The 22,065-nt window shown below is 64.3% G+C and carries 20 protein-coding genes; 14 read left to right on the top strand and 6 right to left on the bottom strand.

Annotation, left to right across the window (positions count from 1 at the left end; all coding sequences use genetic code 11):
- The first annotated feature begins 80 nt into the window (after positions 1–80).
- From pdxT to J5251_RS15435, 9 genes are all read left to right on the top strand, one after another.
- A complete protein-coding gene (gene pdxT, locus J5251_RS15475) occupies positions 81–746 on the top strand; it encodes a pyridoxal 5'-phosphate synthase glutaminase subunit PdxT (RefSeq protein WP_139003436.1) in 666 nt (221 codons plus the stop codon).
- Between the two features lie 2 nt (positions 747–748).
- The gene (locus J5251_RS15470) at positions 749–1,510 is read left to right on the top strand and encodes a YebC/PmpR family DNA-binding transcriptional regulator (RefSeq protein WP_139003437.1); all 762 of its coding nucleotides are present in this window, start codon (positions 749–751) and stop codon (positions 1,508–1,510) included.
- A 7-nt stretch (positions 1,511–1,517) separates the two neighbouring features.
- On the top strand, positions 1,518–2,099 hold the full coding sequence (ruvC, locus tag J5251_RS15465) for a crossover junction endodeoxyribonuclease RuvC (protein WP_208574514.1): 582 nt from the start codon (positions 1,518–1,520) through the stop codon (positions 2,097–2,099).
- Positions 2,100–2,226: 127 nt separating this feature from the next.
- Entirely contained in the window at positions 2,227–2,865 is a 639-nt protein-coding gene (gene ruvA, locus J5251_RS15460) for a Holliday junction branch migration protein RuvA (protein ID WP_139003439.1), read from the top strand.
- The gene (gene ruvB / locus J5251_RS15455; protein WP_208574512.1) at positions 2,865–3,947 is read left to right on the top strand and encodes a Holliday junction branch migration DNA helicase RuvB; all 1,083 of its coding nucleotides are present in this window, start codon (positions 2,865–2,867) and stop codon (positions 3,945–3,947) included. Before ruvA ends, ruvB begins: the two co-directional genes overlap by 1 nt.
- A 144-nt stretch (positions 3,948–4,091) precedes the next feature.
- Positions 4,092–4,541: a preprotein translocase subunit YajC gene (yajC, locus tag J5251_RS15450; protein WP_431188523.1), complete on the top strand. Its 450-nt coding sequence runs from the start codon at positions 4,092–4,094 to the stop codon at positions 4,539–4,541.
- 108 nt (positions 4,542–4,649) lie between these two features.
- The gene (gene secD, locus J5251_RS15445; protein ID WP_139003441.1) at positions 4,650–6,383 is read left to right on the top strand and encodes a protein translocase subunit SecD; all 1,734 of its coding nucleotides are present in this window, start codon (positions 4,650–4,652) and stop codon (positions 6,381–6,383) included.
- Positions 6,383–7,390, top strand: a complete 1,008-nt coding sequence (gene secF, locus J5251_RS15440) for a protein translocase subunit SecF (RefSeq protein ID WP_139003442.1) — start codon at positions 6,383–6,385, stop codon at positions 7,388–7,390. The genes secD and secF overlap by 1 nt, the downstream gene beginning before the upstream one ends.
- Positions 7,391–7,719: 329 nt before the next feature.
- Positions 7,720–9,939 (top strand): RelA/SpoT family protein, encoded by a 2,220-nt coding sequence (locus J5251_RS15435; protein ID WP_139003784.1) that lies wholly within the window; start codon positions 7,720–7,722, stop codon positions 9,937–9,939.
- Here J5251_RS15435 and J5251_RS15430 read toward each other — a convergent pair.
- The 3 genes from J5251_RS15430 to J5251_RS15420 form a co-directional block, all read right to left on the bottom strand.
- Positions 9,936–10,580 (bottom strand): type IV toxin-antitoxin system AbiEi family antitoxin, encoded by a 645-nt coding sequence (locus tag J5251_RS15430; protein ID WP_208574510.1) that lies wholly within the window; start codon positions 10,578–10,580, stop codon positions 9,936–9,938. The two genes, J5251_RS15435 and J5251_RS15430, sit on opposite strands and share 4 nt — an antisense overlap.
- A gap of 131 nt (positions 10,581–10,711) precedes the next feature.
- Positions 10,712–12,151, bottom strand: a complete 1,440-nt coding sequence (locus J5251_RS15425; protein ID WP_139003444.1) for a DUF349 domain-containing protein — start codon at positions 12,149–12,151, stop codon at positions 10,712–10,714.
- A gap of 68 nt (positions 12,152–12,219) precedes the next feature.
- On the bottom strand, positions 12,220–13,026 hold the full coding sequence (locus J5251_RS15420) for a peptidylprolyl isomerase (RefSeq protein ID WP_171059231.1): 807 nt from the start codon (positions 13,024–13,026) through the stop codon (positions 12,220–12,222).
- A 186-nt stretch (positions 13,027–13,212) separates the two neighbouring features.
- Here J5251_RS15420 and hisS point away from each other — a divergent pair, with 186 nt between their 5' ends.
- Complete coding sequence (gene hisS / locus J5251_RS15415; RefSeq protein WP_208574508.1) at positions 13,213–14,559, top strand: histidine--tRNA ligase; 1,347 nt, start codon at positions 13,213–13,215, stop codon at positions 14,557–14,559.
- A gap of 18 nt (positions 14,560–14,577) precedes the next feature.
- On the opposite strand, the gene J5251_RS15410 is transcribed toward hisS, so the two are convergent.
- On the bottom strand, positions 14,578–15,831 hold the full coding sequence (locus J5251_RS15410) for an APC family permease (RefSeq protein ID WP_244250687.1): 1,254 nt from the start codon (positions 15,829–15,831) through the stop codon (positions 14,578–14,580).
- Between the two features lie 203 nt (positions 15,832–16,034).
- Here J5251_RS15410 and aspS point away from each other — a divergent pair, with 203 nt between their 5' ends.
- Entirely contained in the window at positions 16,035–17,873 is a 1,839-nt protein-coding gene (aspS, locus tag J5251_RS15405) for an aspartate--tRNA ligase (RefSeq protein WP_139003447.1), read from the top strand.
- Between the two features lie 101 nt (positions 17,874–17,974).
- Here aspS and J5251_RS15400 read toward each other — a convergent pair whose 3' ends face one another.
- The gene (locus J5251_RS15400) at positions 17,975–18,646 is read right to left on the bottom strand and encodes an acVLRF1 family peptidyl-tRNA hydrolase (protein ID WP_208574503.1); all 672 of its coding nucleotides are present in this window, start codon (positions 18,644–18,646) and stop codon (positions 17,975–17,977) included.
- 19 nt (positions 18,647–18,665) lie between these two features.
- Here J5251_RS15400 and J5251_RS15395 point away from each other — a divergent pair, with 19 nt between their 5' ends.
- Entirely contained in the window at positions 18,666–20,087 is a 1,422-nt protein-coding gene (locus J5251_RS15395) for a replication-associated recombination protein A (protein WP_244250686.1), read from the top strand.
- 30 nt (positions 20,088–20,117) lie between these two features.
- On the opposite strand, the gene dtd is transcribed toward J5251_RS15395, so the two are convergent.
- The gene (dtd, locus tag J5251_RS15390; protein ID WP_208574501.1) at positions 20,118–20,570 is read right to left on the bottom strand and encodes a D-aminoacyl-tRNA deacylase; all 453 of its coding nucleotides are present in this window, start codon (positions 20,568–20,570) and stop codon (positions 20,118–20,120) included.
- A gap of 241 nt (positions 20,571–20,811) precedes the next feature.
- Between dtd and rpsD the strand changes: the two genes are divergently transcribed.
- Positions 20,812–21,438, top strand: a complete 627-nt coding sequence (rpsD, locus tag J5251_RS15385; protein ID WP_074703404.1) for a 30S ribosomal protein S4 — start codon at positions 20,812–20,814, stop codon at positions 21,436–21,438.
- 224 nt (positions 21,439–21,662) lie between these two features.
- Positions 21,663–22,052, top strand: a complete 390-nt coding sequence (locus J5251_RS15380; RefSeq protein WP_139003451.1) for a DUF948 domain-containing protein — start codon at positions 21,663–21,665, stop codon at positions 22,050–22,052.
- The last annotated feature ends 13 nt before the right edge of the window (positions 22,053–22,065 follow it).

Here is a 22,065-nt window from a genome sequence, read left to right as displayed (position 1 = left end):
GGACCAAGAGTTGGCGTTACTGTTTTTGCAGCGGCCGCTCAAGTTCCGGCCCCTGATCGAGAAACCCGAGGAATCAGCCGTTGGTCAACATTGGTGTACTTGCCCTGCAGGGAGATGTCCGCGAACACATCGCGGCTCTGGAACATAGCGGCGCGTCCGCGGTCCCGGTCCGCCGCCCCGCCGAACTCGATGCGGTGGACGGTCTGGTGATCCCCGGCGGTGAATCCACGACCATTGACAAACTCACACGCATCTTCGAACTCGCCGTCCCGTTGCAGAAGCGGATTGCCGACGGCATGCCGGTATACGGATCGTGCGCCGGAATGATCATGCTTGCCGATGAGATTGCCGATCCCTCCACAGATCTGAAGGGCAATCCCCAGCAAACCCTCGGCGGGCTGGATATTACGGTGCGGCGGAACGCCTTCGGCCGCCAGCGCGAGTCCTTCGAAACGGATTTGCGCTTCAGCGGACTCGAATTCAGTGCCACCGGGCCCGGCACCGAGCCCGCGCCGGTCCATGCCGTGTTCATCCGCGCGCCCTGGGTGGAACGGGTGGGCGAAGGCGTGGAGATTCTGGCTCAGGTTGAGCCGCAGGAAGCCTCCCATACGGACACATTGCACGGGACGGCTAGAATTGTCGCAGTGCGTTCGCGGCATTTGCTGGCGACATCCTTTCACCCGGAGGTTACGGGGGAGCGCCGCATCCACGAACTTTTTATCCGAATCGTTAGAGGAGAAGCGTAAGCATGTCGGGACACTCTAAATGGGCGACCACCAAGCATAAGAAAGCGGTCATCGACGCCCGCCGTGCGAAATCCTTCGCGAAGCTGATCAAGAACATTGAGGTTGCCGCCCGCGCTGGCGGAGCCGATATGGCAGGCAACCCTGGCTTGGAACTGGCCGTGCAGAAGGCCAAGAAGACGTCCGTGCCGAACGACAATATTGACCGGGCAATCAAGCGTGGTGCCGGCCTGACCGGTGAAGTAATCGACTACACCGAAATCATCTATGAAGCGCGGGGTCCGCAGGGATCTGCAGTGCTCATCGAGTGCCTGACCGACAACAAGAACCGCGCCGCCTCGGAGGTGCGCCTGGCCATCACGCGCAACGGCGGAACCATTGCCGATCCGGGATCGGTGGCGTATATGTTCGCACGCAAGGGTGTTGTCGCTCTGCCCAAGAACGATCTGACCGAGGACGACGTCCTGATGGCGGTGCTGGACGCAGGCGCCGAAGAAGTCAAGGAATCCGGCGACAACTTCGAAATCCACTCCGATCCGACCGACTTGCGTGCCGTCGTCGCCGGTCTGGAGGAGGCCGGCATCGAATACGAGACCGACGAGGTCGAGTTTGTGCCGTCAATGGAGGTCGAGCTGGAAGCGGATGCGGCGCGCAAATTCATGAAACTTGTCGATGCTCTCGAAGACCTCGACGACGTACAGAACGTCTATTCAAACGCTGACATCTCCGAAGAGGTCATGGCAACGCTGGAATCCGAAGACGCGTAGTGCTGCAGTGACGTTGCGGGTGCTGGGAGTAGACCCGGGTCTGACCAGGTGCGGTTTCGGCGTGGTTGACATTGAGCCCAACCGACGGGCGACCCTGATCGGCGTCACAGTGGTAGGCACCCGGGCCGATGTAGCCCTGGAGCAGAGGCTCCTCGCCATTTCCGACTCGATCGATGAGTGGCTCGATAGATATACGCCGGACGTACTGGCAGTGGAGCGGGTATTCAGCCAGCTCAATGTCAGTACCGTCATGGGCACAGCCCAAGCGTCCGGCGTCGTTATTGCCGCCGCCGCGCGTCGCGGAATCACCGTCGCCCTGCACACTCCTACGGAGGTAAAGGCCGCGGTAACCGGGAACGGCCAGGCCGACAAGATCGCGGTGACCAAAATGGTCACGAGGATTTTACGGCTGGACAGGCCGCCGACGCCGGCCGATGCGGCCGATGCCCTGGCCCTGGCCATCACCCATGCGTGGCGTGGAAGCGCGGCGCCGGTGGCGGGGTCGAGGGGCCAGTCCGGCTCCGGGCAGACTGCCGCGCAGCGATTGTGGGCAGAAGCCGAGGCGAAGGCGCGGCGCAAGATCCGCTGATCACCACCAGGCGTGGCGGCGCTGTATTCAGCGGTCCGGCGTCGTAGGCTGTTCGTACGTATGTTCGGAAGAACGGATGCCGGCAAGTGGCTCCGATTTCCGCCGGAAGCTGTTTTGGAGCGGGTACATGATTAGTTCGTTGCGCGGGATCGTCAGCCATGTTGGCCTGAATTCCGCCGTCGTTGATGTCAATGGTTTCGGGATGCTGGTTCAGGCTACCCCGCAGACCCTGGCAACCCTGCACCTTGGCCGCGAGGCGGAGCTTTCCACCACCATGATCGTGCGCGAAGACTCCATGACGCTGTATGCCTTCGAGGATGCCTCCCAGCGGGAAGTTTTCGAGACGCTCATTTCCGTCAGCGGTGTAGGTCCCCGGCTGGGACTGGCCGCTCTGTCGGTCCACACTCCTGAAATCCTGCGGATTGCCGCAGCCGAAGGTGACACCAAGACGTTCAGCAAGGTTCCCGGCATCGGTCCCAAGCTTGCCAGCCGGATGGTGCTTGAACTTGCCGGCAAACTCGTGCCCCTTGGCGAGGCTTCCGCTCCTGTCGCGAATGCCTGGGAGGACCAGGTCCTTGAAGCGCTCAAAGGTCTCGGCTGGACCGAAAAGGACGCCGGTACGGCCCTGGACAACACCGCCGCAGAGCATCCGGAAGCTGCGGCAGCGGGCGATGTGGCCAACATGCTCCGGCTGACACTGCGCAGCCTGGGCCAGGACGGCGTACGCAGCGGCAGTTCGCGGCGGACAGCCGCGGGGGCCAGGTAATGGCATCCGACGCGGACCGCGACTCCCTGGTGTCGGCGGCGGGGGAAGCGGAGGAGCGGGCCATCGAATCCGCGCTGCGCCCGAAGAACCTCTCGGATTTTGTGGGCCAGGCCCGGGTCCGCCAACAGCTCTCCCTGGTGCTCGAAGCCTCCCGGATTCGCGAACGGACGGCGGACCATGTTCTGCTCTCCGGCCCGCCAGGCCTGGGAAAAACCACGTTGGCCATGATTATTGCTGCCGAAATGAATGCGCCGCTGCGCATCAGCTCGGGACCGGCGATCCAGCATGCCGGCGACCTGGCTGCCATTCTGTCCTCGCTGACAGAGGGTGAGATCTTGTTTCTGGATGAAATCCACCGCATGTCCCGTCCCGCCGAAGAAATGCTCTATATGGCGATGGAGGACTTCCGCGTCGACATAATCGTCGGCAAGGGGGCGGGGGCTACGGCGATCCCCCTGGACCTGCCGCCGTTCACCTTGGTCGGCGCTACCACGAGGGCGGGGCTGCTGCCCGGGCCGCTGCGTGACCGCTTTGGATTTACCGGGCACCTGGAGTTCTATTCAACCCAGGAGCTCGAACTGGTGCTTCGCCGCTCTGCAATGCTGCTCGATCTGAAGATCAATTCGGCCGGTTTCGCGGAAATTGCCGGTCGCTCCCGCGGGACGCCGCGCATTGCCAACAGGTTGTTGCGCCGTGTCCGGGACTGGGCGCTGGTCCACGGGGTGGAGGAAATCGATGCCCGGACGGCGGCCGCCGCACTGGACATGTATGAAGTGGATGCCCGCGGGCTGGATCGTCTGGACCGCTCGGTACTCAGTGCGTTGGTCACCAAGTTCGGTGGCGGCCCTGTTGGGCTGTCCACGCTGGCGATCGCCGTGGGGGAGGAGTCCGAGACCGTTGAAACGGTGGCGGAACCGTACCTGGTCCGTGAAGGTCTGCTGGGCCGGACTCCGAGGGGACGCGTGGCGACTGCTGCCGCCTGGGCTCATCTGGGGATCGAGATGCCGGAATCGGCGGTCCGGACTGGTGCTGACCTGTTTACGGTACTGGCCGAAGACGAACAGGGTTTCTGCGACAACTGAAGATGCGCGCCGGTTTGCCACGACGCGTAGAATAGTGGAGATGCCGGGCACATCCTGGGGCCATTCAGGCTGCAGCGATGCCGGCGCAGACCGCTGGGCCCGGCCACCTCGGGCTCAACCCAGAACAAGGAACGGAACAACTCTGTGTTCGAAAACGTCTTGACCGCCAGCAACGCGCAGCCGCAGGGCGGTGGCATCGACTTCATGACCATCGCGTTGTTCGTGATTTTCGGCCTGCTCATCTTCATGATGTTCCGCAAGCAGAAGAAGGCCCAGGCCCAGATGCGGGAAAAGGCTGAAGCGCTGCAGGAAAAAATGCATCCGGGCGCCCAGGTCATGACCGCGTTCGGGCTGTACGGCACCGTTGTCTCCGTGGACCGCGACGAGAACAAGGTTGTCATCGAGCTGTCGCCCGGCAATACGGCCACCGTACACACGCAGGCTGTCAACGAAGTAGTGGACACCGAAAGTCCTGCTGTACCGGATGATGCCTCGGCGTTGACGGGCGAGAGCAGCGGGAACACTGCCCCTTCGGAGCCGGCAGAGGACCCGTTGAACCGTCTCAACGAAGAAAACAACAAAGATAACAAGTAGGCCGATAACGGCTTTGTCGACGCGGCACTGGGTGGGGCAGCGCCCCGCCTGGTTGTCACGCAGGTGCACTAGCACCGCCGGTCAAAGCTGATGAGAGAAAGATCATCAATGGCACGATCCGGTCACACCACCGCAGCTAAACGGACCTTGGTCTGGCTGGGTGTCCTATTTGCCGTCCTCACCGCGGCTCTCGCCGGCGGAGTCATGTCCAGCCAGGCCACCTGGGCGCCCAAGCTGGCGCTGGACCTTGAGGGCGGAACGCAGATGATTCTGGCTCCGCAGGTCCAAGGCGGCGGCGATCAAATTTCCGCCGAGCAACTGACACAAGCCGTGGAAATCATCCGTCAGCGTGTCGACGGCTCCGGTGTCGCGGAGGCTGAAATCAGCACCCAGTCCGGCCGCAACGTTGTAGTCAGCCTGCCCGGTGTCCCCGATGCAAAGACCAGAGAACTCATTCAGGCCTCCGCCGCAATGGAGTTCCGGCCCGTCCTGGCCGGAAGCCAGGGAGCAGCAGTTCCGGAAGAAAGCCGCACACCGGAAGAAGAGCTGCCGGAGCCAACGGCTGAACCGACAAACGCCAGCGACCTGAACTGGATTACGCCGGAGCTCTATCAGAAGTTCGAAGCCCTGGACTGCACAGATCCGGCGGCCGTTGCCGCTGCTACCGAAGAGCGTGCGCCGGCGGACCAGCCCATGATTGCATGCGAGCCCGACACCGGGATGAAATACATTCTGGGCCCGGTGGAGGTTCCCGGTACGAATATTGCGACCGCCAGCTTCGGCCAGGTCCGCGGTACTCAGGGTCAGTCGCTGAACCAGTGGGCCGTCAACATCGAATTCAACGAAGAGGGCACCCAGACCTTCAAGGCGGTCACCGAACGCCTCTTCGGAATGTCCGGTGTGCAGAACCAGTTCGCCATTGTTCTCGACGGCACCGTCATTTCGGCCCCGACAACCAACGCTGTGATTCCCGATGGCAAGCCGCAGATTACAGGTAACTTCACCGAGGAGTCAGCGCGCGCGCTGTCTGAACAACTCAAGTACGGTGCCCTGCCGATCAGTTTCGAGATTCAGAGCGAAATGCAGATTTCCGCCACCCTGGGTGACGAACAGCTCCGCATGGGCATCATCGCGGGCCTGATCGGTCTGGCACTGGTAGCCGTCTACTCGCTGTTCCAGTACCGCATGCTCGGGTTTGTCACCATCGCCTCACTGGTGGTGGCCGGGTTCCTGACTTACCTGGCAATTGCGCTGCTGGGCTGGACAGAGAACTACCGGCTCTCCCTCGCCGGCGTTGCGGGTCTGATTGTCGCCATCGGGCAGACAGCTGACTCGTTCATCGTCTACTTCGAACGCATCCGTGACGAGCTTCGCGACGGCCGCGGCCTGGTGTCCGCCGTCGACAATGGCTGGAAGCGGGCCAAGCGGACCGTGCTGGCTTCGAAGGCGGTCAACCTGCTTGCCGCCGTCGTGCTCTACTTCGTCGCCGTCGGCAATGTGCGCGGTTTCGCATTCACCTTGGGCCTGACAGCGGTAGCCGACCTCGCCGTCGTCTTCCTCTTCACACACCCGGTCATGCAGCTGCTGGCGCGTACGAAATTCTTCGGTGAAGGCCACAGGTTCTCCGGGCTGGATCCGAAGCTGCTGGGAGCAGTTCCGCTGTACCGAGGTGCAGGCAGGATCCGTCAGCCGGGCGAGGCCCAGCCCAAGGTCCGGACGAAGAACGCCAAAGCCGCAGCAGAAGCGAGCAGACGCCAGACGATTGCCGAACGGAGGGCCGCAGCTGAGAAGGAACGCTCGGCCTCTGTCCCGGGACGTGGTTCGGATAAGGAGAGCAACTAATGCCCAGCTTGGCATCATTCGGTAATGACCTCTACACCGGCAAGCGCTCCTACCCCTTTGTGCAGAAGTACAAGCTGTGGTTCCTGATTGCCGCGGTAGCCATCCTGATTTCAATCATCGTGCCGGTCGTCAAGGGCGGCTTCAACCTGGGCATCGATTTCCGCGGCGGTTCCGAGTTCACGGTTTCGCAAACGGAGAACACCGACATCTCACGGGGTGAAGAGGCAGTCACCTCGGTGGAGCCGGGTCTGGTCCCGCAGGTGACCAATATTGCGGCCAACACGATGCGGATCCAGACGGAACAGCTCTCCGATGACCAGACACTGGCCGTCCGTGACGCCTTGATCGACGCGTACGAGGTCGAACCGGACCAGGTGACGTCGACCTTCGTGGGACCCACCTGGGGTCAGGACGTCACCCGGCAGGCAATCTGGGGACTGGTGGTATTTGTCGCCTTGGCAGCGGTGATGATGGCCATCTACTTCCGTACCTGGAAGATGTCCGTGGCCGCCCTGTCCGGTATGACTGTGGTCCTGATCGTGACCGCAGGCCTCTATTCGTTGAGCGACTTCGAAGTGACGCCGTCGGCCATCATCGGCTTCCTGACAGTCCTGAGTTACTCGCTGTATGACACGGTGGTGGTCTTCGACAAGGTTCGGGAGAATACCGAGAACATTGACAATTCCACCAAGCGGACGTTCTCGGAGGAGGTCAACCTTGCCGTCAACCAGACTCTGGTCAGGTCGATCAATACGTCCGTAGTGGGCGTCCTGCCAGTCGCGTCCATCCTCTTTATCGGGGCAATGCTGCTCGGTGCCGGCACGCTCCGGGACCTGTCTCTGTCCCTCTTCATCGGCATCATCATCGGCACCGTGACCACGGTCTTCATTGCGGCTCCGATGTATGCGTGGCTGCGCGCAAAGGAACCTGCCTTGGTACGGCAAGCCAAACGCGTTGAAGCCCGGCGGCGTCATGAGTCGTCCGAAAGCGACGAAGTTACCGTATAGCAGGCCCTTGATAAGGCCGGTTGCCACTCATAAGCGGCAACCGGCCTTTCTGCTCTCCACGGGTGTGAATGATATGTCTTGTGGGGCATAGACTAGGACGATCGGATGATGTATCTGTTGCCAGGTACAACGCGGGCTGGAGCATTCCTCCCTCGTTGTCGGCAAGGAAAGCGGGGCAGGATTTGGCTGAGAACGGCAGGCCTACGGACCAGGGTCCCAAATCGACGGTCAAGCCGGGGCCCGGTCCTGTTGTCGTGCCCTCACCGCAACAGGCCGTTCCTGACCAGGCGCCGGTCCGGAATTCGTTCCCGGGACGGCGCGAACGCACTATGTCCCGCTTGGCACGGCTGACCGGACGCGGCTCCGCCGGCTACTCGCCGATCCTCGAACCATTGCTGCGCACAGTGCGGGCGAACAACCCGCGCGAGGACTTCGACCTGATCCACCGCGCGTTCGTAGTTGCCGAGCGCAGCCATCGGGGCCAAAAGCGCAAGAGCGGCGACCCCTACATCACGCACCCGGTAGCGGTGGCCACCATTCTGGCCGAGCTGGGCATGACCGGGACGACCTTGGCCGCCGCACTGCTGCATGACACGGTCGAGGATACCGAATACACCCTTGACCAGCTACGTGCCGAATTCGGATCCGAGGTCGCCATGCTGGTCGACGGCGTGACCAAGCTGGACAAAGTCCAGTTCGGCGACGCCGCGCAGTCGGAGACCGTGCGGAAAATGGTGGTGGCGATGGCCAAGGACATCCGCGTCCTGGTCATCAAGCTTGCGGACCGTCTGCACAACGCCCGGACCTGGCGTTTCGTCTCGCCGGAATCCTCTGCCAAGAAGGCCCGGGAGACGCTGGAAATTTTCGCTCCGCTCGCGCACCGGCTGGGCATGAATACCATCAAATGGGAGCTCGAAGACCTGTCCTTCGCGGCGCTGCACCCCAAAGTGTACGAAGAGATCGTGCGCATGGTGGGGGAGCGCACGCCGGAGCGCGAGAAGTACCTGACTATGCTCCGTACAAAGATCGGCGACGATCTGCGCGCGGTGAAGATCAAGGCGACGATCACCGGGCGCCCGAAGCACTACTACTCCATCTACCAGAAGATGATCGTTCGAGGTAAGGACTTCGACGATATCCATGACTTGATGGGAATCCGTGTCCTGGTGGACAGCGTGCGCGATTGCTACGCCACGCTCGGCGCGCTGCATGCGCGGTGGAACCCCCTGCCCGGGCGGTTCAAAGACTACATCGCCATGCCGAAGTTCAATATGTACCAGTCGCTGCACACCACGGTAATCGGTCCGGGCGGCAAGCCGGTGGAGATCCAGATCCGGACGTACGAGATGCACCGCCGCGCCGAATACGGCGTTGCGGCGCACTGGAAGTACAAGGACGCGGCGAGAAACTCCGGCACGGCGGCCGATGGCGGCGACATGGGCTGGCTTCGCAGCCTGGTCGACTGGCAACAGGAAACCTCCGACCCGGCCGAGTTCCTCGATTCGCTGCGCTTCGAAATCAACGCCCGTGAGGTGTTTGTCTTCACACCCAAGGGCGAGGTCATGGCATTACCGGCGGGATCGACGCCGGTCGACTTCGCTTACGCCGTCCATACCGAGGTAGGCCACCGCACCATCGGCGCACGCGTCAACGGGAAACTTGTCCCGCTCAACAGCGAGCTCAACCATGGCGACTGGGTTGAAATCTTCACCTCGAAGGCCGAGGGGGCGGGGCCGAGCCAGGACTGGCAGGGCTTCGTCAAAAGTCCTCGGGCACGCAACAAGATCAGGCAATGGTTCACCAAGGAACGCCGCGAAGAGGCGATCGAAAAGGGCAAGGACCAGCTCACCAAGGCCATGCGGAAGCAGAACCTGCCGCTGCAGAAGATGATGACGCATGACGCCCTGATGGCTGTGGCGCAGGAATTGCACCATCAGGACATCGCCGCGCTCTATGCTGCCGTCGGGGACGGTCATTCTTCCGCCCAGAACGTCATCGAACACCTGGTGGCGTTGCTCGGCGGCACGGAGGCCGCCGAGGAGATGGAAGCCCCGATCTCCACCGCCCCCAAACGCCCGAAGACCTCGGACTCCGGCGTGACCGTGGTCGGCGTGGGCGATGTCTGGGTGAAGCTGGCGCGCTGCTGTACACCGGTGCCGCCGGATCCGATTATCGGTTTTGTAACGCGGGGATCAGGCGTGTCCGTGCACCGCTCCGACTGCCGGAATGTGTCCGACCTGCGGGACCAGCCAGGGCGGATCGTGGAAGTTGAGTGGGCGCCGACCAAGTCAAGCGTGTTCCTGGTCGAGATCCAGGTCGAGGCGCTGGACCGCAAGAGCCTTCTCTCCGATGTGACGCGCGTACTGGCCGAGAACCACGTCAACATCCTCTCCGCCACCGTGCACACCTCGAGCGACCGCCTGGCGATCTCGCGGTTCTCCTTCGAGATGGGGGATCCGAAGTATCTGAGCCATGTCCTCAGCGCGGTCCGCCGCATCGACGGGGTGTTCGACGTGTACCGCACAACGGACGCCCGCCGCCGGATCTAAGTGGTTCCCCCTGCTTGCTGTTTCCGCAGGTCAAGTGCGGCAGCCAAGCGCCGGAGGGCCACGTTCTTGCCCGGCATCCTCTCCCGGATCTGCAGGGCCTGCCGGATGTAGCCCAATGGGCACTTCAGCCTGGGGTCCGAGGATAAGGCGAGCAGGATCCGCACCGCGTCTTCGTCATGGGCGTAGACAGCGATGTCCAGCGCCGTCCTCAGGGGAGAAGTAATCTGGACGCCCGAGACGTTCAGCGTGTCCAGCGGCCCCAGCGCGACTTCGTGCAGGTGGATACTTCGGTGCCTTCCCTGCGAGGTGGCCCGGTAGCGGTGGTCGAGCAGGACAGTGATCTTGTTGCCCGGCGGCGAGCAGCCGTAGACCCAAGCTGCCGTGAGCCTCCCGAGCACCACTTTGTGCCGGATGGGCTGCGGCAGGGCCGCATGGGCAGCCAACGCTCGGTGTACGGAGGTGACGGGTTCGCCAGCGGCGACGTAGGCAGGACCGTAAATATTGACCACCAGGCCATCGATTGCCATGGCCTGCAGCTCGGCCAGGCTGAACGGTCGCCCGGCATAGAGCAGGCCGCCTCCCTGGGAGCTGGGGGCGGGAACGGTCGTCGAAGGCTGCTGCCGGTGCTCTCCCGTGGTCATGATGCCAGCTTGTCAAAGCCCGCCGACCAACGAGAGAGGGCGGAACCTCTTTGTGGAAAAGCGGCTCCGCCCTCAGACGGTGTGTAGAGCGGGTGGCTCAGGCTGCCCGGTCAGTTATCGGCCGGGACCCTTCAGGAGAAGTCCTGTGCCGATTTCTGCAAGGTATCCAGCCACTGCCGACGGGCTTCGAGTGCCTCGCGGGCGTCGGCAATCTTCCGCGCATCGCCCTGCCGTTCAGCCTTGGACAGATCCTCTTCGAGACCGGCAATGGCTGTCTCCAACTGGTTCAACGCACTGTTGGTACGGGCCTTAGTCTCCGGGTTGCTGCGTCGCCACTGGTCGTCTTCAGCTGCCTTGACAGCGTCTTCGACCTTGCGCAGGCCTCCGTCGATCCGCTGCATGTCCCCACGCGGCACCTTGCCGGCTTCTTCCCAGCGGTCCCTGATGGACTGGAGGGCCTTCTTAGCGGCACCAAGATCGGTAATCGGGAGCAGCGCCTGCGCCTCGGCCACGAGAGCTTCCTTGACCACCAGGTTGGCGGCATACTCCTGGTCGATGGCGTGGTTAGCGGCCTGGCGTGCGGCAAAGAACTTGTCCTGGGCGGCACGGAAACGAGCCCAGAGCGCGTCGTCGTCCTTCCGGCTGGCGCGCTTGGAAGCCTTCCATTCGTCCATCAGATGGCGGTACTCGCCGGCGGTCGGGCCCCAGTCGGTGGAGGTCGAGAGCTCCTCGGCACGCGCGATCAACGCTTCTTTAGCCGCCTTCGCGGTAGCATTGTCGCTGTCCAGCTGGCTGAAGTAGGCACGGCGGTGGCGGTCAAAGACGGTGCGTGCGGACCTGAAGCGTTTCCATAACGCATCTTCGGTGCCGCGGCCCAGCCTGATGCCGTTCTTCTGCGCGCTCTTCCAGCTCTCGAACAGCTCATTCATCCGCGCACTGCTGGTCTTCCACTGCACCGTGGCAGGGTCTTTGCCCGCGATTGATTCCGCTTCGGCGACAATGGCCTCACGTGCAGCCAGTTCGGCGGAGCGCTGCGCTTCCTGGGCGTCCTTTTCGCTGCGCTGCAGCTCTGCGATCGCGGTGTCGAGGCTATCGAGCCGCGCCTCCAGAGCCGGAATGTCCCCGACCATGTGGCGCTCCGCGACCTGTGCCCTCAGGTGCTCAAGGGTTTTGTGCATGTCGGTGGACGGCGCCTTCGCCTCCACCCGCTGCTCCAGGAGCGCTGCCTGCGCGGCGGCGTCGTCATACTTGCGCACAAAGTAGGCCAGCGCTTCGTCGGCCGGGGCGTCCGGATACTGGCCGACGGGGTGTTCTTCGCCGTCGAGAATCAGGAAAACGTGCCCGTCCTCGGCAACCCTGCCCCATTTTGCGGCTTCGGAAAGCGGCGTGCTGTGCACCGGTGGAGCGGCGACAACGGTCTGTACGGTAGAGGCCGCTGCATGCTTCGGTGCCATTGCTGCCGGCGTAGGACGCGGCCGTGCGGACGGTTTCATGCTGGCCGGCGTCGGCGGCTTTGGCGTCTCGGAGGCCGTGCCGTCAACTGTTTCGTCGGATTTCTGACTGTCTGTCACCGCTAAAACTCTTTCACTCGTTGTTCGGTGCACCCACCGCAGGTGCGCGCACCAGGTACTTCACTAGATCAATCTAGAGTAAACGCATCAATCGTTACTGGTATTTTAGGCTGTCCGTCCTGGCTGCCGGCTTCTTCGAGGCCGCCGTCGGCAATCTCCTGGATCACGTCGAGGCCTGTGGTTACCTTACCCATAATCGTGTAGCCACCGGTATCTTGCGGAATCGTGCTGTCTTTGTAGGCAATGAAGAACTGGCTGCCGTTGCTGAAAGTGCTTTGGCCGCGGGCGACGGCGATCGTGCCGGCCGGATATAGGCCCGATTCGGGCGAATTTTCGACCGGACCCCACTGGAACTCCGGGTCGCCGCCGCCTCGGCCGTCCACGGAGCCGCACTGGAGCACGCCCATGGAAGCGGCAGTAGTGAGGCGGTGGCACGTCTTGCCCGCGAAAAAGCCCTCGTCGGCCAAGGACTTGAACACCGAAACGGCCTGCGGCGCAGCCTCGCCGTCGAGCTCCACGCCGATGTCGCCGGCACTGGTGGATAGTGTGCCGGTGAGCACCTGGCCACGCGCCAGATCCGCGGAAGGGATATGGGCCGCGTTCGTTTGTGCGCCAGCGGGATCAGGGGAGGCAGAGTCGCCGGGTATCGGCTCTTCGATACCCTCGCGTACCTGGTCAACCTCGCGGGACGTGGGATTGGTGCCGAATACCGTCAGCTGGAGCAGGAAACCCAGGATGACCAAGGCGGCGATCGTCACGCCACCGATAACGTTGTCGCGCCTGCGCCGCTTGATTTGCTCTGCACGCAGGGCACGTTTGGCCTCCATCTGCGCAATGCGGCGCTTTGTTTCGCGGTCCTGGCTCCTGGCGGCCACCGGCCCTTCCTTTCCCCTCTGGTCCCACCCCGGCGGATGGGATGGTCAATTCTTTGGGCCGGGACTGCTGCCTGCCCTTAAAATGGTCCGGCAGCCAGTTTAGGCATTCGCGGGCCAAAGGGCCCGTTATCCTGAGTAGTCAGCCCCCATGAGTCTTTCGACCCACAATTTAGGAGATATCCCCGCATGGCACGTAAGGCCTCCCTGTCAGGTTTCCCGGAATGGCTTCCGCAGGAGAGGCTCGTGGAGCAGCATGTGCTGGACAGCCTGCGGCGGACCTTTGAACTGCACGGGTTCTCCTCCATTGAAACCCGCGCCGTGGAGACAGTGGAGCAGCTGCTGCGCAAGGGAGAGATCGACAAAGAGGTCTACGGCCTGCACCGGCTCCAGGCGGAGGAAGCAGAGGGCGGCAAATCGGAGGACAAGCTGGCGCTCCACTTCGACCTGACCGTGCCGTTTGCCCGGTACGTCGTGGAAAACGCCGGACACCTCGCCTTCCCGTTCCGCCGCTACCAGATCCAGAAAGTCTGGCGCGGGGAACGGCCGCAGGAGGGCCGCGCACGCGAATTTACCCAGGCCGACATCGACGTCGTGGGTGACGGTGAGCTGCCGTTCCGTTACGACGTGGAGCTGGCCCTGGTCATCGTGGAAGCCTTGGGTGCGCTGCCCATCCCCGAATTCAAGCTGCGGGTAAACAACCGCAAGCTGGCCGAGGGCTTCTACCGTGGGATCGGGCTGGATGATACCGCCGGTGTTCTGCGCAGCATCGACAAGCTTGAGAAGGTCGGGCCCCAGAAGGTAGCCGAGCTGCTGCAGCATGAGCTCGGTGCCACCGTGGAGCAGGCCGAGGCCGCGCTGAAGCTGGCGTCCATCCGCAGCGAGGACACCTCCTTTGCGCAGGAGGTGCGTGCCCTGGGCGTGAGCAACGACCTGCTGGACGAGGGCCTGGCCGAGCTCGAACAAGTGATTGGCGAAGCTTCGCACCGCGCACCCGGACGCGTCCTGGCGGACCTGAGCATCGCCCGCGGGCTCGATTACTACACCGGAACCGTCTACGAAACGGTCCTGGTCGGACACGAACAGCTCGGCTCGATCTGCTCCGGCGGCCGGTACGACGCCCTCGCCGCCAAGGGAAACCGCAAGTTTCCCGGCGTGGGCCTGTCCATCGGCGTGACCCGGCTGGTGATGCGGATCCTCAGCCAGGAGTTCGCCTCGGCCTCCCGGCACGTGCCCACCGCCGTGCTGGTCACGCTGGCCGATGACGGCAGCTGGTCCCAGGCCCAGGACATCGCGGCGCAGTTGCGCGGACGTGGCATCAGCGTGGAAGTTGCGGCCAAGGCGGAGAAATTCGGCAAGCAGATCAAGTACGCGGACCGCCGGGGAATTCCCTTTGTCTGGTTCAGCACGGACGAAGACGGCAACCTCAGCCACGAGGTCAAGGACATCCGTTCGGGCGAACAGGTTGCGGCCGATCCCAAGACCTGGATGCCGCCGGCAGCGGACCTGATCCCGCAGATCACTTCCGCCCAGTAGCGGCCGAGGCCCGGCCGGCTAGGCGTGGGGCCTGCGCCGCCTGCCAGGTTTGAGCACGGCGCGGCCCAGCAGCCCCACAGCCAGCACCGCCGTCATGGTCAGCACGGAGGACAGCGGCAGGGTGAACGCCAGGACCAGGCATCCGGCCAGGCCCAGCCAGTTCAGGGCCTTGGGCGCCTGCCACGGCCGCTCCGTGAGGGTCAACGCGGACGCATTAGTGACCGCGTAATAGATCAACACGCCGAAGCTGGAGAAGCCCACAACGGCCAGGACATCCTGGGTGAGCAGCAGGAAAATAACGACGGCGGCGACGGCCAGGTCGGCGAGGTAGGGAACCTTGAAGCGTTCCCAGACCGAAGCAAAGGCACGCGGCAGATCCCCCTCGCGGGCCATAGCGAACATGGTGCGGCTAACACCGGCAATCAGCGCGAGCAGGGCGCCCAGGCAGGCCAGCGTTGCCGCAATCGTTACCGCGGTGGTGCCCACGCCGCCGCCCACGGCTTCGCCGACCGCCAGCAACGGTGCGGGTGTGGCGGCCAGCAGGCCCGCACCCATGAAGTCCAGCAGCGCCAGTCCCAGCACCGCATAGAGGGCCAAGGTGACCACCAGGGCCGCCAGGATGGCGCGTGGAATCAGCTTCTTCGGTTCGCGGATTTCCTCGCCCATGGTGGCAATCCGGGCGTAGCCGGCGAAAGCAAAGAAAAACAGTCCCGCGGCCTGCAGGATTCCGTACGGCGAGGCGCCGTCGACCGGGATGCTCTGGCCGATGGGCTCGGCATCGAAGGCCACCACGATCACAAAGACCAGAATGGCCACGACAATGGAGACGATCCAGCGCGTGGCCCAGGCCGTGCGGGTGATCCCCATCAGGTTCACGCCGGTGAGCAATATGACGGCGGCCACGGCGGCCGCCGTCGCAAATTCCGGGGCGGCGTAGAGGCCGAAGGCCAGCGCCATGGCGGCACAGGAAGCCACCTTCCCGGTGATGTAGCCCCAGCCGGCCAAAAAACCTTGCCATTCGCCGAGCTGGCGGCGCCCGTAGATGTAGGTTCCTCCGCTGGTGGGATGGACCGCGGCCAGCTGGGCCGAGGCCATCGCGTTGCAGTAAGCAACAACACCGGCGATCGCCAGCGCCAGCGGCAGCCAGTTGCCGGCTATCGCGGCGGCGGGGGAGAAGACCACGAAGACGCCGGCGCCCACCATGGAACCGATGCCCACCGTGGTGGCGTCAACACCGCCCAACCTGCGTTCGAGGGCTGATTCGCTGCTCAAAGTTTGCCTCCGTCTGTTCCTGATTCCGCCAGGCATCGGCGCTCCGGGTCGATCCTGCGGCTGCCGGTCCGGTGTCGGGACCCAAGCCCGATCAACGGTAAACTCGTTCAAGACCCAATTATGAACACTCTAGTCACATCACAGCCGGCCCGGGGCGGAAGCCTCCGCGACAGCGCCGGTGAAGTTTTACTGAAAGGAATGCTGTGCTGCGCACACATGACCTCGGCTCGCTGAGGGCTGAGCACATTGGACAGACCGTAACCCTCGCCGGGTGGGTGGCCCGCCGGCGTGATCACGGCGGCGTGGCATTCCTGGATCTGCGTGATGCCTCCGGCATTGCCCAGGTTGTGGTGCGCGAAGAGGACGTCTTCCACGCCCTCCGTAACGAATATGTGCTGCAGATCAAGGGCACGGTCGAGAAGCGGCCCGAAGGCAACGAAAACCCGGCCCTGGCCACCGGTGAGATCGAAGTCATAGCCGATTCCGTCGTCGTACTCAGCACTTCGGATCCGCTGCCGTTCCAGATCGACGAGCACGTCGAGGTCGGCGAGGAAGCACGCCTGAAGCACCGTTACCTGGACCTGCGCCGTCCCGGCCCCGCCGCCGCCATGCGGCTGCGCTCGGAGGCCAACCGGGTGGCGCGCGAGCTGCTGCACCAGGACGGGTTCGTGGAGATCGAGACTCCGACGCTGACCCGCTCCACCCCGGAAGGCGCCCGCGACTTCCTGGTGCCGGCGCGCCTGGATCCGGGCTCCTGGTACGCCCTGCCGCAGTCCCCGCAGCTGTTCAAGCAGCTGCTGCAGGTGGGCGGTTTCGAAAAGTACTACCAGATTGCGCGCTGCTACCGGGACGAAGACTTCCGCGCCGACCGCCAGCCGGAATTCACCCAGCTGGACATCGAGGCCAGCTTCGTCGAGCAGGACGACATCATCGCGCTGGGCGAGAGCATCGTGAAGGCGCTGTGGCAGCTGATCGACGTCGAGATTCCCACCCCGATCCGCCGCATGACCTACGCGGACGCGATGGCGCGGTACGGTTCCGACAAGCCTGACCTGCGGTTCGGCCTGGAGCTGACCGAGCTGACGGAGTTCTTCAAGGACACCACCTTCCGCGTCTTCCAGGCCCCGTACGTCGGCGCCGTGGTCATGCCCGGCGGCGCCTCCCAGGCCCGCCGGACGCTGGACGCGTGGCAGGAATGGGCCAAGCAGCGCGGCGCCAAGGGCCTGGCCTACGTCCTGATCCAGGAAGACGGCACGCTGAGCGGTCCGGTGGCCAAGAACCTCACCGATACCGAGCGTGCCGGCCTCGCGGACGCCGTGGGTGCCAAGCCCGGGGACTGCGTCTTCTTCGCAGCCGGAGACAAGTCCTCGGCGCGTGCGCTGCTGGGGGCCGCGCGCGTTGAGATCGGCCACCGCACCGGTTTGATTAACGACGGCGACTGGGCCTTCGTGTGGATCGTCGATGCCCCGCTGTTCGAACCGGCCGCGGCAGCAGTCGAATCGGGCGACGTGGCCGTCGGCACCGGTGCCTGGACTGCCGTGCACCACGCCTTCACCTCGCCGAAGCCCGAGTTCATGGACACGTTCGATGAGGACCCGGCGAACGCCCTGTCCTACGCCTACGACATTGTCTGCAACGGCAACGAACTCGGCGGCGGTTCCATCCGTATCCACCAGCGGGACGTGCAGGAACGCGTGCTGGCCGTTATGGGAATCGACCAGGAGCAGGCCCAGAGCAAGTTCGGCTTCCTGCTTGAGGGCTTCAAGTACGGTGCGCCCCCGCACGGCGGCATCGCGTTCGGCTGGGACCGAGTTGTCCAGCTGCTGACCGGCTCGGACTCCATCCGCGACGTCATCGCCTTCCCGAAGACCGGCGGCGGCCACGACCCGCTGACCAATGCTCCCGCGCCGATCACCCCGCAGCAGCGCAAGGAAGCCGGCATCGACTTCAAGCCCAAGCCGAAGGACGCCTCGAAGGACGTCTCCAAGGACGGGCAGAAGGCTGCTGCCCAGCAGTCTGAAAAGGACAGCGTCCAAAGCTGACCTGCGTTACGACTGCGCCGTCCGGCCGGCCCCCAGGGGCAGTCCGGACGGCGCGGCCCGTTAACGGGCCACCTCGTTTTACAGGCCTGGCACGGGCCGCCTTAAGAGGGGCTGTTGAGGCCGGGCGCCGGCCATGTGATCACGGCCCTGATACCGGCTAGCTCCTGCGCGACCTCGGCGAGCTGCCGTTGCCGCGGGTCGGCGTTCAGCTCCAGATGCGTCGCCGGCAGCGCTGCGAGACCGGCCAGCCGGGCATCGGTCAGCAGTTGGCGCAGCATGTCCCTGTCGCCGCCGGTCGCCAGGCACGACGGTTTGGCTGCGGGGAAGTGCCCGGCCACGTACTCGGTCGCGGTCAGCACCAGGGCGTCTGCCTGATTGGAGCGCCTGCGGGCGTAACGCTGCTGCGACCAGCCTCCGGCGGCAGTGCGCGACTGTACATACCGGGTGCCGGACTTGGACCAGGTCAGCTGCCCCTGCACGGACGTTCCGACGCTGTAGCCGCCGCGCCGCAGCAGGATCAGTCCGCAGGTTCCGATGTCCGCCGCAGCGGCGGCAAGCTGCTCCGGCCACGCCTCCGCACTCAGGGCCGGGGTCAGCCGCTCCCACGGCAGGCCGAGTCTGACAGCAAAACCGTCAGGACACGAAAGGACGACGCCGGAACCCACCTTGGAATTGTTGACCTCACAGAGCGGATTGCCGTGGTCCGCGGCGAATTTGTCCGCCCAGGCCCGGAGGCGCCCTGGCGGCAGGTAGATGGTCTTGGTCCGTGCCATAAGCGATAGCCTAGGCAGTGTGAGTGATTTGTTCAGTGCCGCTAGCGACACGGAAGATGACCGGGACGATGAAACCGGTCCCGGCGGCAGTTCCGGACGTGGCACCGGCAGTATCGAGCGGCCCCGCAGCCCGCTCGCGGTGCGGATGCGTCCTCGGACGGTCGACGAGGTGGTGGGCCAGCAGCATCTGCTCCAGCCAGGCTCGCCGCTGCGTCTGCTGGCTGCCGGCGGACAGGCAACCGGTCCTGCGGGGCCGTCGTCGCTGATGCTCTGGGGGCCTCCCGGCACCGGCAAGACCACGCTGGCGCATGTCATTGCCAGGGGGCCGGGCCGGAAGTTCGTGGAACTCTCCGCGATCACCGCCGGCGTCAAGGATGTCCGCCGGGTGATGGACGAGGCGCTGACCGCCCGTGACCTGCACCGGACCACCACCGTGCTGTTCCTGGACGAGATCCACCGTTTCAACAAGGCCCAGCAGGATGCGCTGCTGCCCGGCGTCGAGAACCGCTGGGTGGTGCTGGTCGCCGCCACCACCGAAAATCCGTCCTTCTCCGTTGTCTCGCCGCTGCTGTCCCGGTCGCTGCTGCTGACGCTCAGGCCGTTGACTACCGAGGACATTGAAGGGCTGCTCCAGCGCGCCGTAACCGATGAGCGTGGCCTGGCGGGCCGGGTGGAGCTCAGCGATGAGGCGCTGGAGCATCTGGTCAGGCTGGCTTCGGGAGACGCGCGCCGTGGCCTGACGGCGCTGGAGGCGGCCGCCGGCGTAGCCTGGGGCGAGGCGGATAACCCCGGTGAGGGAGGCCCCGTGCGTGTGGAACTGTCGCACGCGGAGCGGGCCATGGACCGCGCGGCGCTGCGTTATGACCGTGCCGGCGACCAGCACTATGACATTGCCAGCGCCTTCATCAAGTCGATGCGCGGCTCCGATGTGGACGCCGCGCTGCACTACATGGCGCGCATGCTCGAGGCGGGGGAGGACCCGCGGTTTGTCGCCCGCCGGATCGTGATCTCCGCTTCCGAGGACGTGGGGATGGCGGATCCGTCGGCGCTGCAGACCGCGGTGGCGGCCGCGCAGGCGGTGCAGCTGATCGGTATGCCCGAAGCCCGGCTGGTGCTGGCGCAGGCCGTGGTCCACATCGCCACCGCGCCGAAATCCAACGCCGCGTACGATGCGATCAACGCCGCCGTCGCAGATGTCCGCGCCGGCCGCGGGCAGGGCGTTCCGGGCCACCTGCGGGACGCGCACTACCGCGGCGCGCAACAGTTGGGCCACGGCAAGGGCTACATCTATTCACACGATGCCCCGCACGGCATTGCCAAGCAGCAGTATCCGCCGGACGATCTGGTGGGCAGGAATTACTACGAGCCCACCGGGAACGGCGTCGAACGCGAGATTTCGGCACGACTGGAACGGCTGCGCAAAATCATCCGCGGCGAATAACGACGGCGGATGCTGGCTTTTGTACGCAGTTCAGCCGCGGCGCGTTTTGGCAAAATCCGCGGTGTCCAGGCTGATGGTGAAGGGGCCGTCGTTGACCAGCGATACTTCCATCATCGCGCCAAAGACTCCCGTTTCCACCGTGGCGCCGAGTCCGCGCAACTGCTCGACCAAGCTCTCAAGCAGCGGCTCGCTAATATCCCCGGGGGCCGCAGCCGACCAGGATGGCCGGCGGCCCCGGCGGGTATCGGCGTACAACGTGAACTGGCTGACCACCAACAGCGGCGCGTTGACGTCAGCGCAGGATTTTTCGCCGTCGAGAATCCGAAGCCGCCACATCTTCTCGGCCAGCACCCCGGCGTCGGCGGGAGTGTCGGTGTGGGTGGCGCCGGCGAGCACCAGCAGGCCGGGACCGTCGATGGCTCCGACTACCTGTCCGTCCACGCTGACGGTGGCCCGGCTGACCCGTTGAAGAATGGCTCGCATCCGATAACTCTAATCCGAACCCGGATAGGTGCTAGAATTATGCGCTGACTGGCAAGCCGACTCTTCGGTGCCGCAATCCACTCCTGTACAGGCACGGTTTCTTAGCGGAAATCCGTGTGTTCGCGGGAGTGCACGCGTGCATTGGAGCAAGCCGGACTGTAGCTGAAGGCAGCGGTTGACCAACGCTCTCCACACACGGAGGCCAGCAACATCACCTCACCGCATGAATTGGAAGGACATCGTGGCTAACAACACACGAGCCCGCCGCAAGGTCCGCATTTCGCGTGCCCTTGGTATTGCCCTGACCCCCAAGGCCGAAAAGTACATGGAGCGCCGTCCGTACGGTCCCGGCCAGCACGGCCGTGCCCGTCGTAAGCAGGACAGCGACTACGCCGTACGTCTGCGTGAAAAGCAGCGTCTGCGTGCCCAGTACGGCATCCGCGAAGCACAGATGACCCGTGTCTTCGAAGAGGCCCGCAACACCGCCGGTCTGACCGGTGAAAACCTGATCGAGCTGCTGGAAATGCGTCTTGACGCCCTGGTCCTGCGTGCAGGCTTCGCCCGCACCATCGCCCAGGCCCGCCAGCTGGTTGTGCACCGCCACATCATGGTTGACGGCAAGCGCGTGGACCGTCCGTCCTTCCGCGTTTCCGAAGGCCAGCTGGTGCACGTCCACGAGCGCTCCGAGAAGATGCCGCCGTTCCAGGTTGCAGCAGCCGGCGCACACCGCGACGTTCTGCCGAACGTTCCGGCCTACCTTGACGTTACGTTGGAGAAGCTCCAGGCCCGCCTGGTCCGCCGCCCCAAGCGTTCCGAGGTTCCCGTAACCTGCGAAGAGCAGCTGGTGGTTGAATACTACGCACGCTAAACCTTTCCGGGAGCTAATCCTCCCTGGAAGTTGGGCAGCGTAAAACTGCATACCGCTCTTGGGCGGAAACCTCACTGAACAGCCCGTGGCACGCGCCGCGGGCTGTTCAGTAGGTAATGTACTTACAGGTGCGCCGAAAGCAACGAGTGCCAGGCGCCGTCGTCGTTAGCCGGACCCGCCCGCGGGCGGGTTTGAAAATATGCCAAACAAAGGAGTTCCCTCCCATGTCAGGTGGAGATATCGCCGGTCTCATCGCTGCGGGCGTTTTCGCGGTGCTGGTGGCCCTGCTGGCCATACCGGTATGGAAGCTGGGGAAAGTCTTTGACGAACTTCGGGTAGCCATCCGCTCAATCAGCGATGGCACTACGCCGCTGATCGATGAAGTGACCACCACGGTGACCACCACCAACGAGCAGTTGCGGAAGGTGGACGGCATCTCGTCCAACGTTTCGGACGCCTCGGCCAACGTCTCCGCGCTGTCCTCGCTGGTCGCCGCGACGATCGGCTCACCGTTGATCAAGGTGGCAGCCTTTTCCTACGGCGTACGCACCGCATTCAACTCGCGCGGCCAGTCCGGCAGAACTACCGAGGGCAAAGGCCGTCGCAGCCGCTAAGGCTGAGGGAGGA

Origin of the sequence: Arthrobacter crystallopoietes (genome assembly GCF_017603825.1) — a bacterium.
Lineage (GTDB): Bacteria > Actinomycetota > Actinomycetes > Actinomycetales > Micrococcaceae > Crystallibacter > Crystallibacter crystallopoietes_B.
This window is presented reverse-complemented; position numbering and strand designations above follow the sequence as displayed.

Bases quoted from the DNA above. Each gene is read 5' to 3' on its own strand.
- J5251_RS15470 (WP_139003437.1), top strand. From the start codon at position 749: ATGTCGGGACACTCTAAATGGGCGACCACCAAGCATAAGAAAGCGGTC.
- ruvA (WP_139003439.1), top strand. From the start codon at position 2,227: ATGATTAGTTCGTTGCGCGGGATCGTCAGCCATGTTGGCCTGAATTCC.
- ruvB (WP_208574512.1), top strand. From the start codon at position 2,865: ATGGCATCCGACGCGGACCGCGACTCCCTGGTGTCGGCGGCGGGGGAA.
- secD (WP_139003441.1), top strand. From the start codon at position 4,650: ATGGCACGATCCGGTCACACCACCGCAGCTAAACGGACCTTGGTCTGG.
- secF (WP_139003442.1), top strand. From the start codon at position 6,383: ATGCCCAGCTTGGCATCATTCGGTAATGACCTCTACACCGGCAAGCGC.
- J5251_RS15435 (WP_139003784.1), top strand. From the start codon at position 7,720: ATGTCCCGCTTGGCACGGCTGACCGGACGCGGCTCCGCCGGCTACTCG.
- J5251_RS15430 (WP_208574510.1), bottom strand. From the start codon at position 10,580: ATGACCACGGGAGAGCACCGGCAGCAGCCTTCGACGACCGTTCCCGCC.
- hisS (WP_208574508.1), top strand. From the start codon at position 13,213: ATGGCACGTAAGGCCTCCCTGTCAGGTTTCCCGGAATGGCTTCCGCAG.
- J5251_RS15400 (WP_208574503.1), bottom strand. From the start codon at position 18,646: ATGGCACGGACCAAGACCATCTACCTGCCGCCAGGGCGCCTCCGGGCC.
- dtd (WP_208574501.1), bottom strand. From the start codon at position 20,570: ATGCGAGCCATTCTTCAACGGGTCAGCCGGGCCACCGTCAGCGTGGAC.
- J5251_RS15380 (WP_139003451.1), top strand. From the start codon at position 21,663: ATGTCAGGTGGAGATATCGCCGGTCTCATCGCTGCGGGCGTTTTCGCG.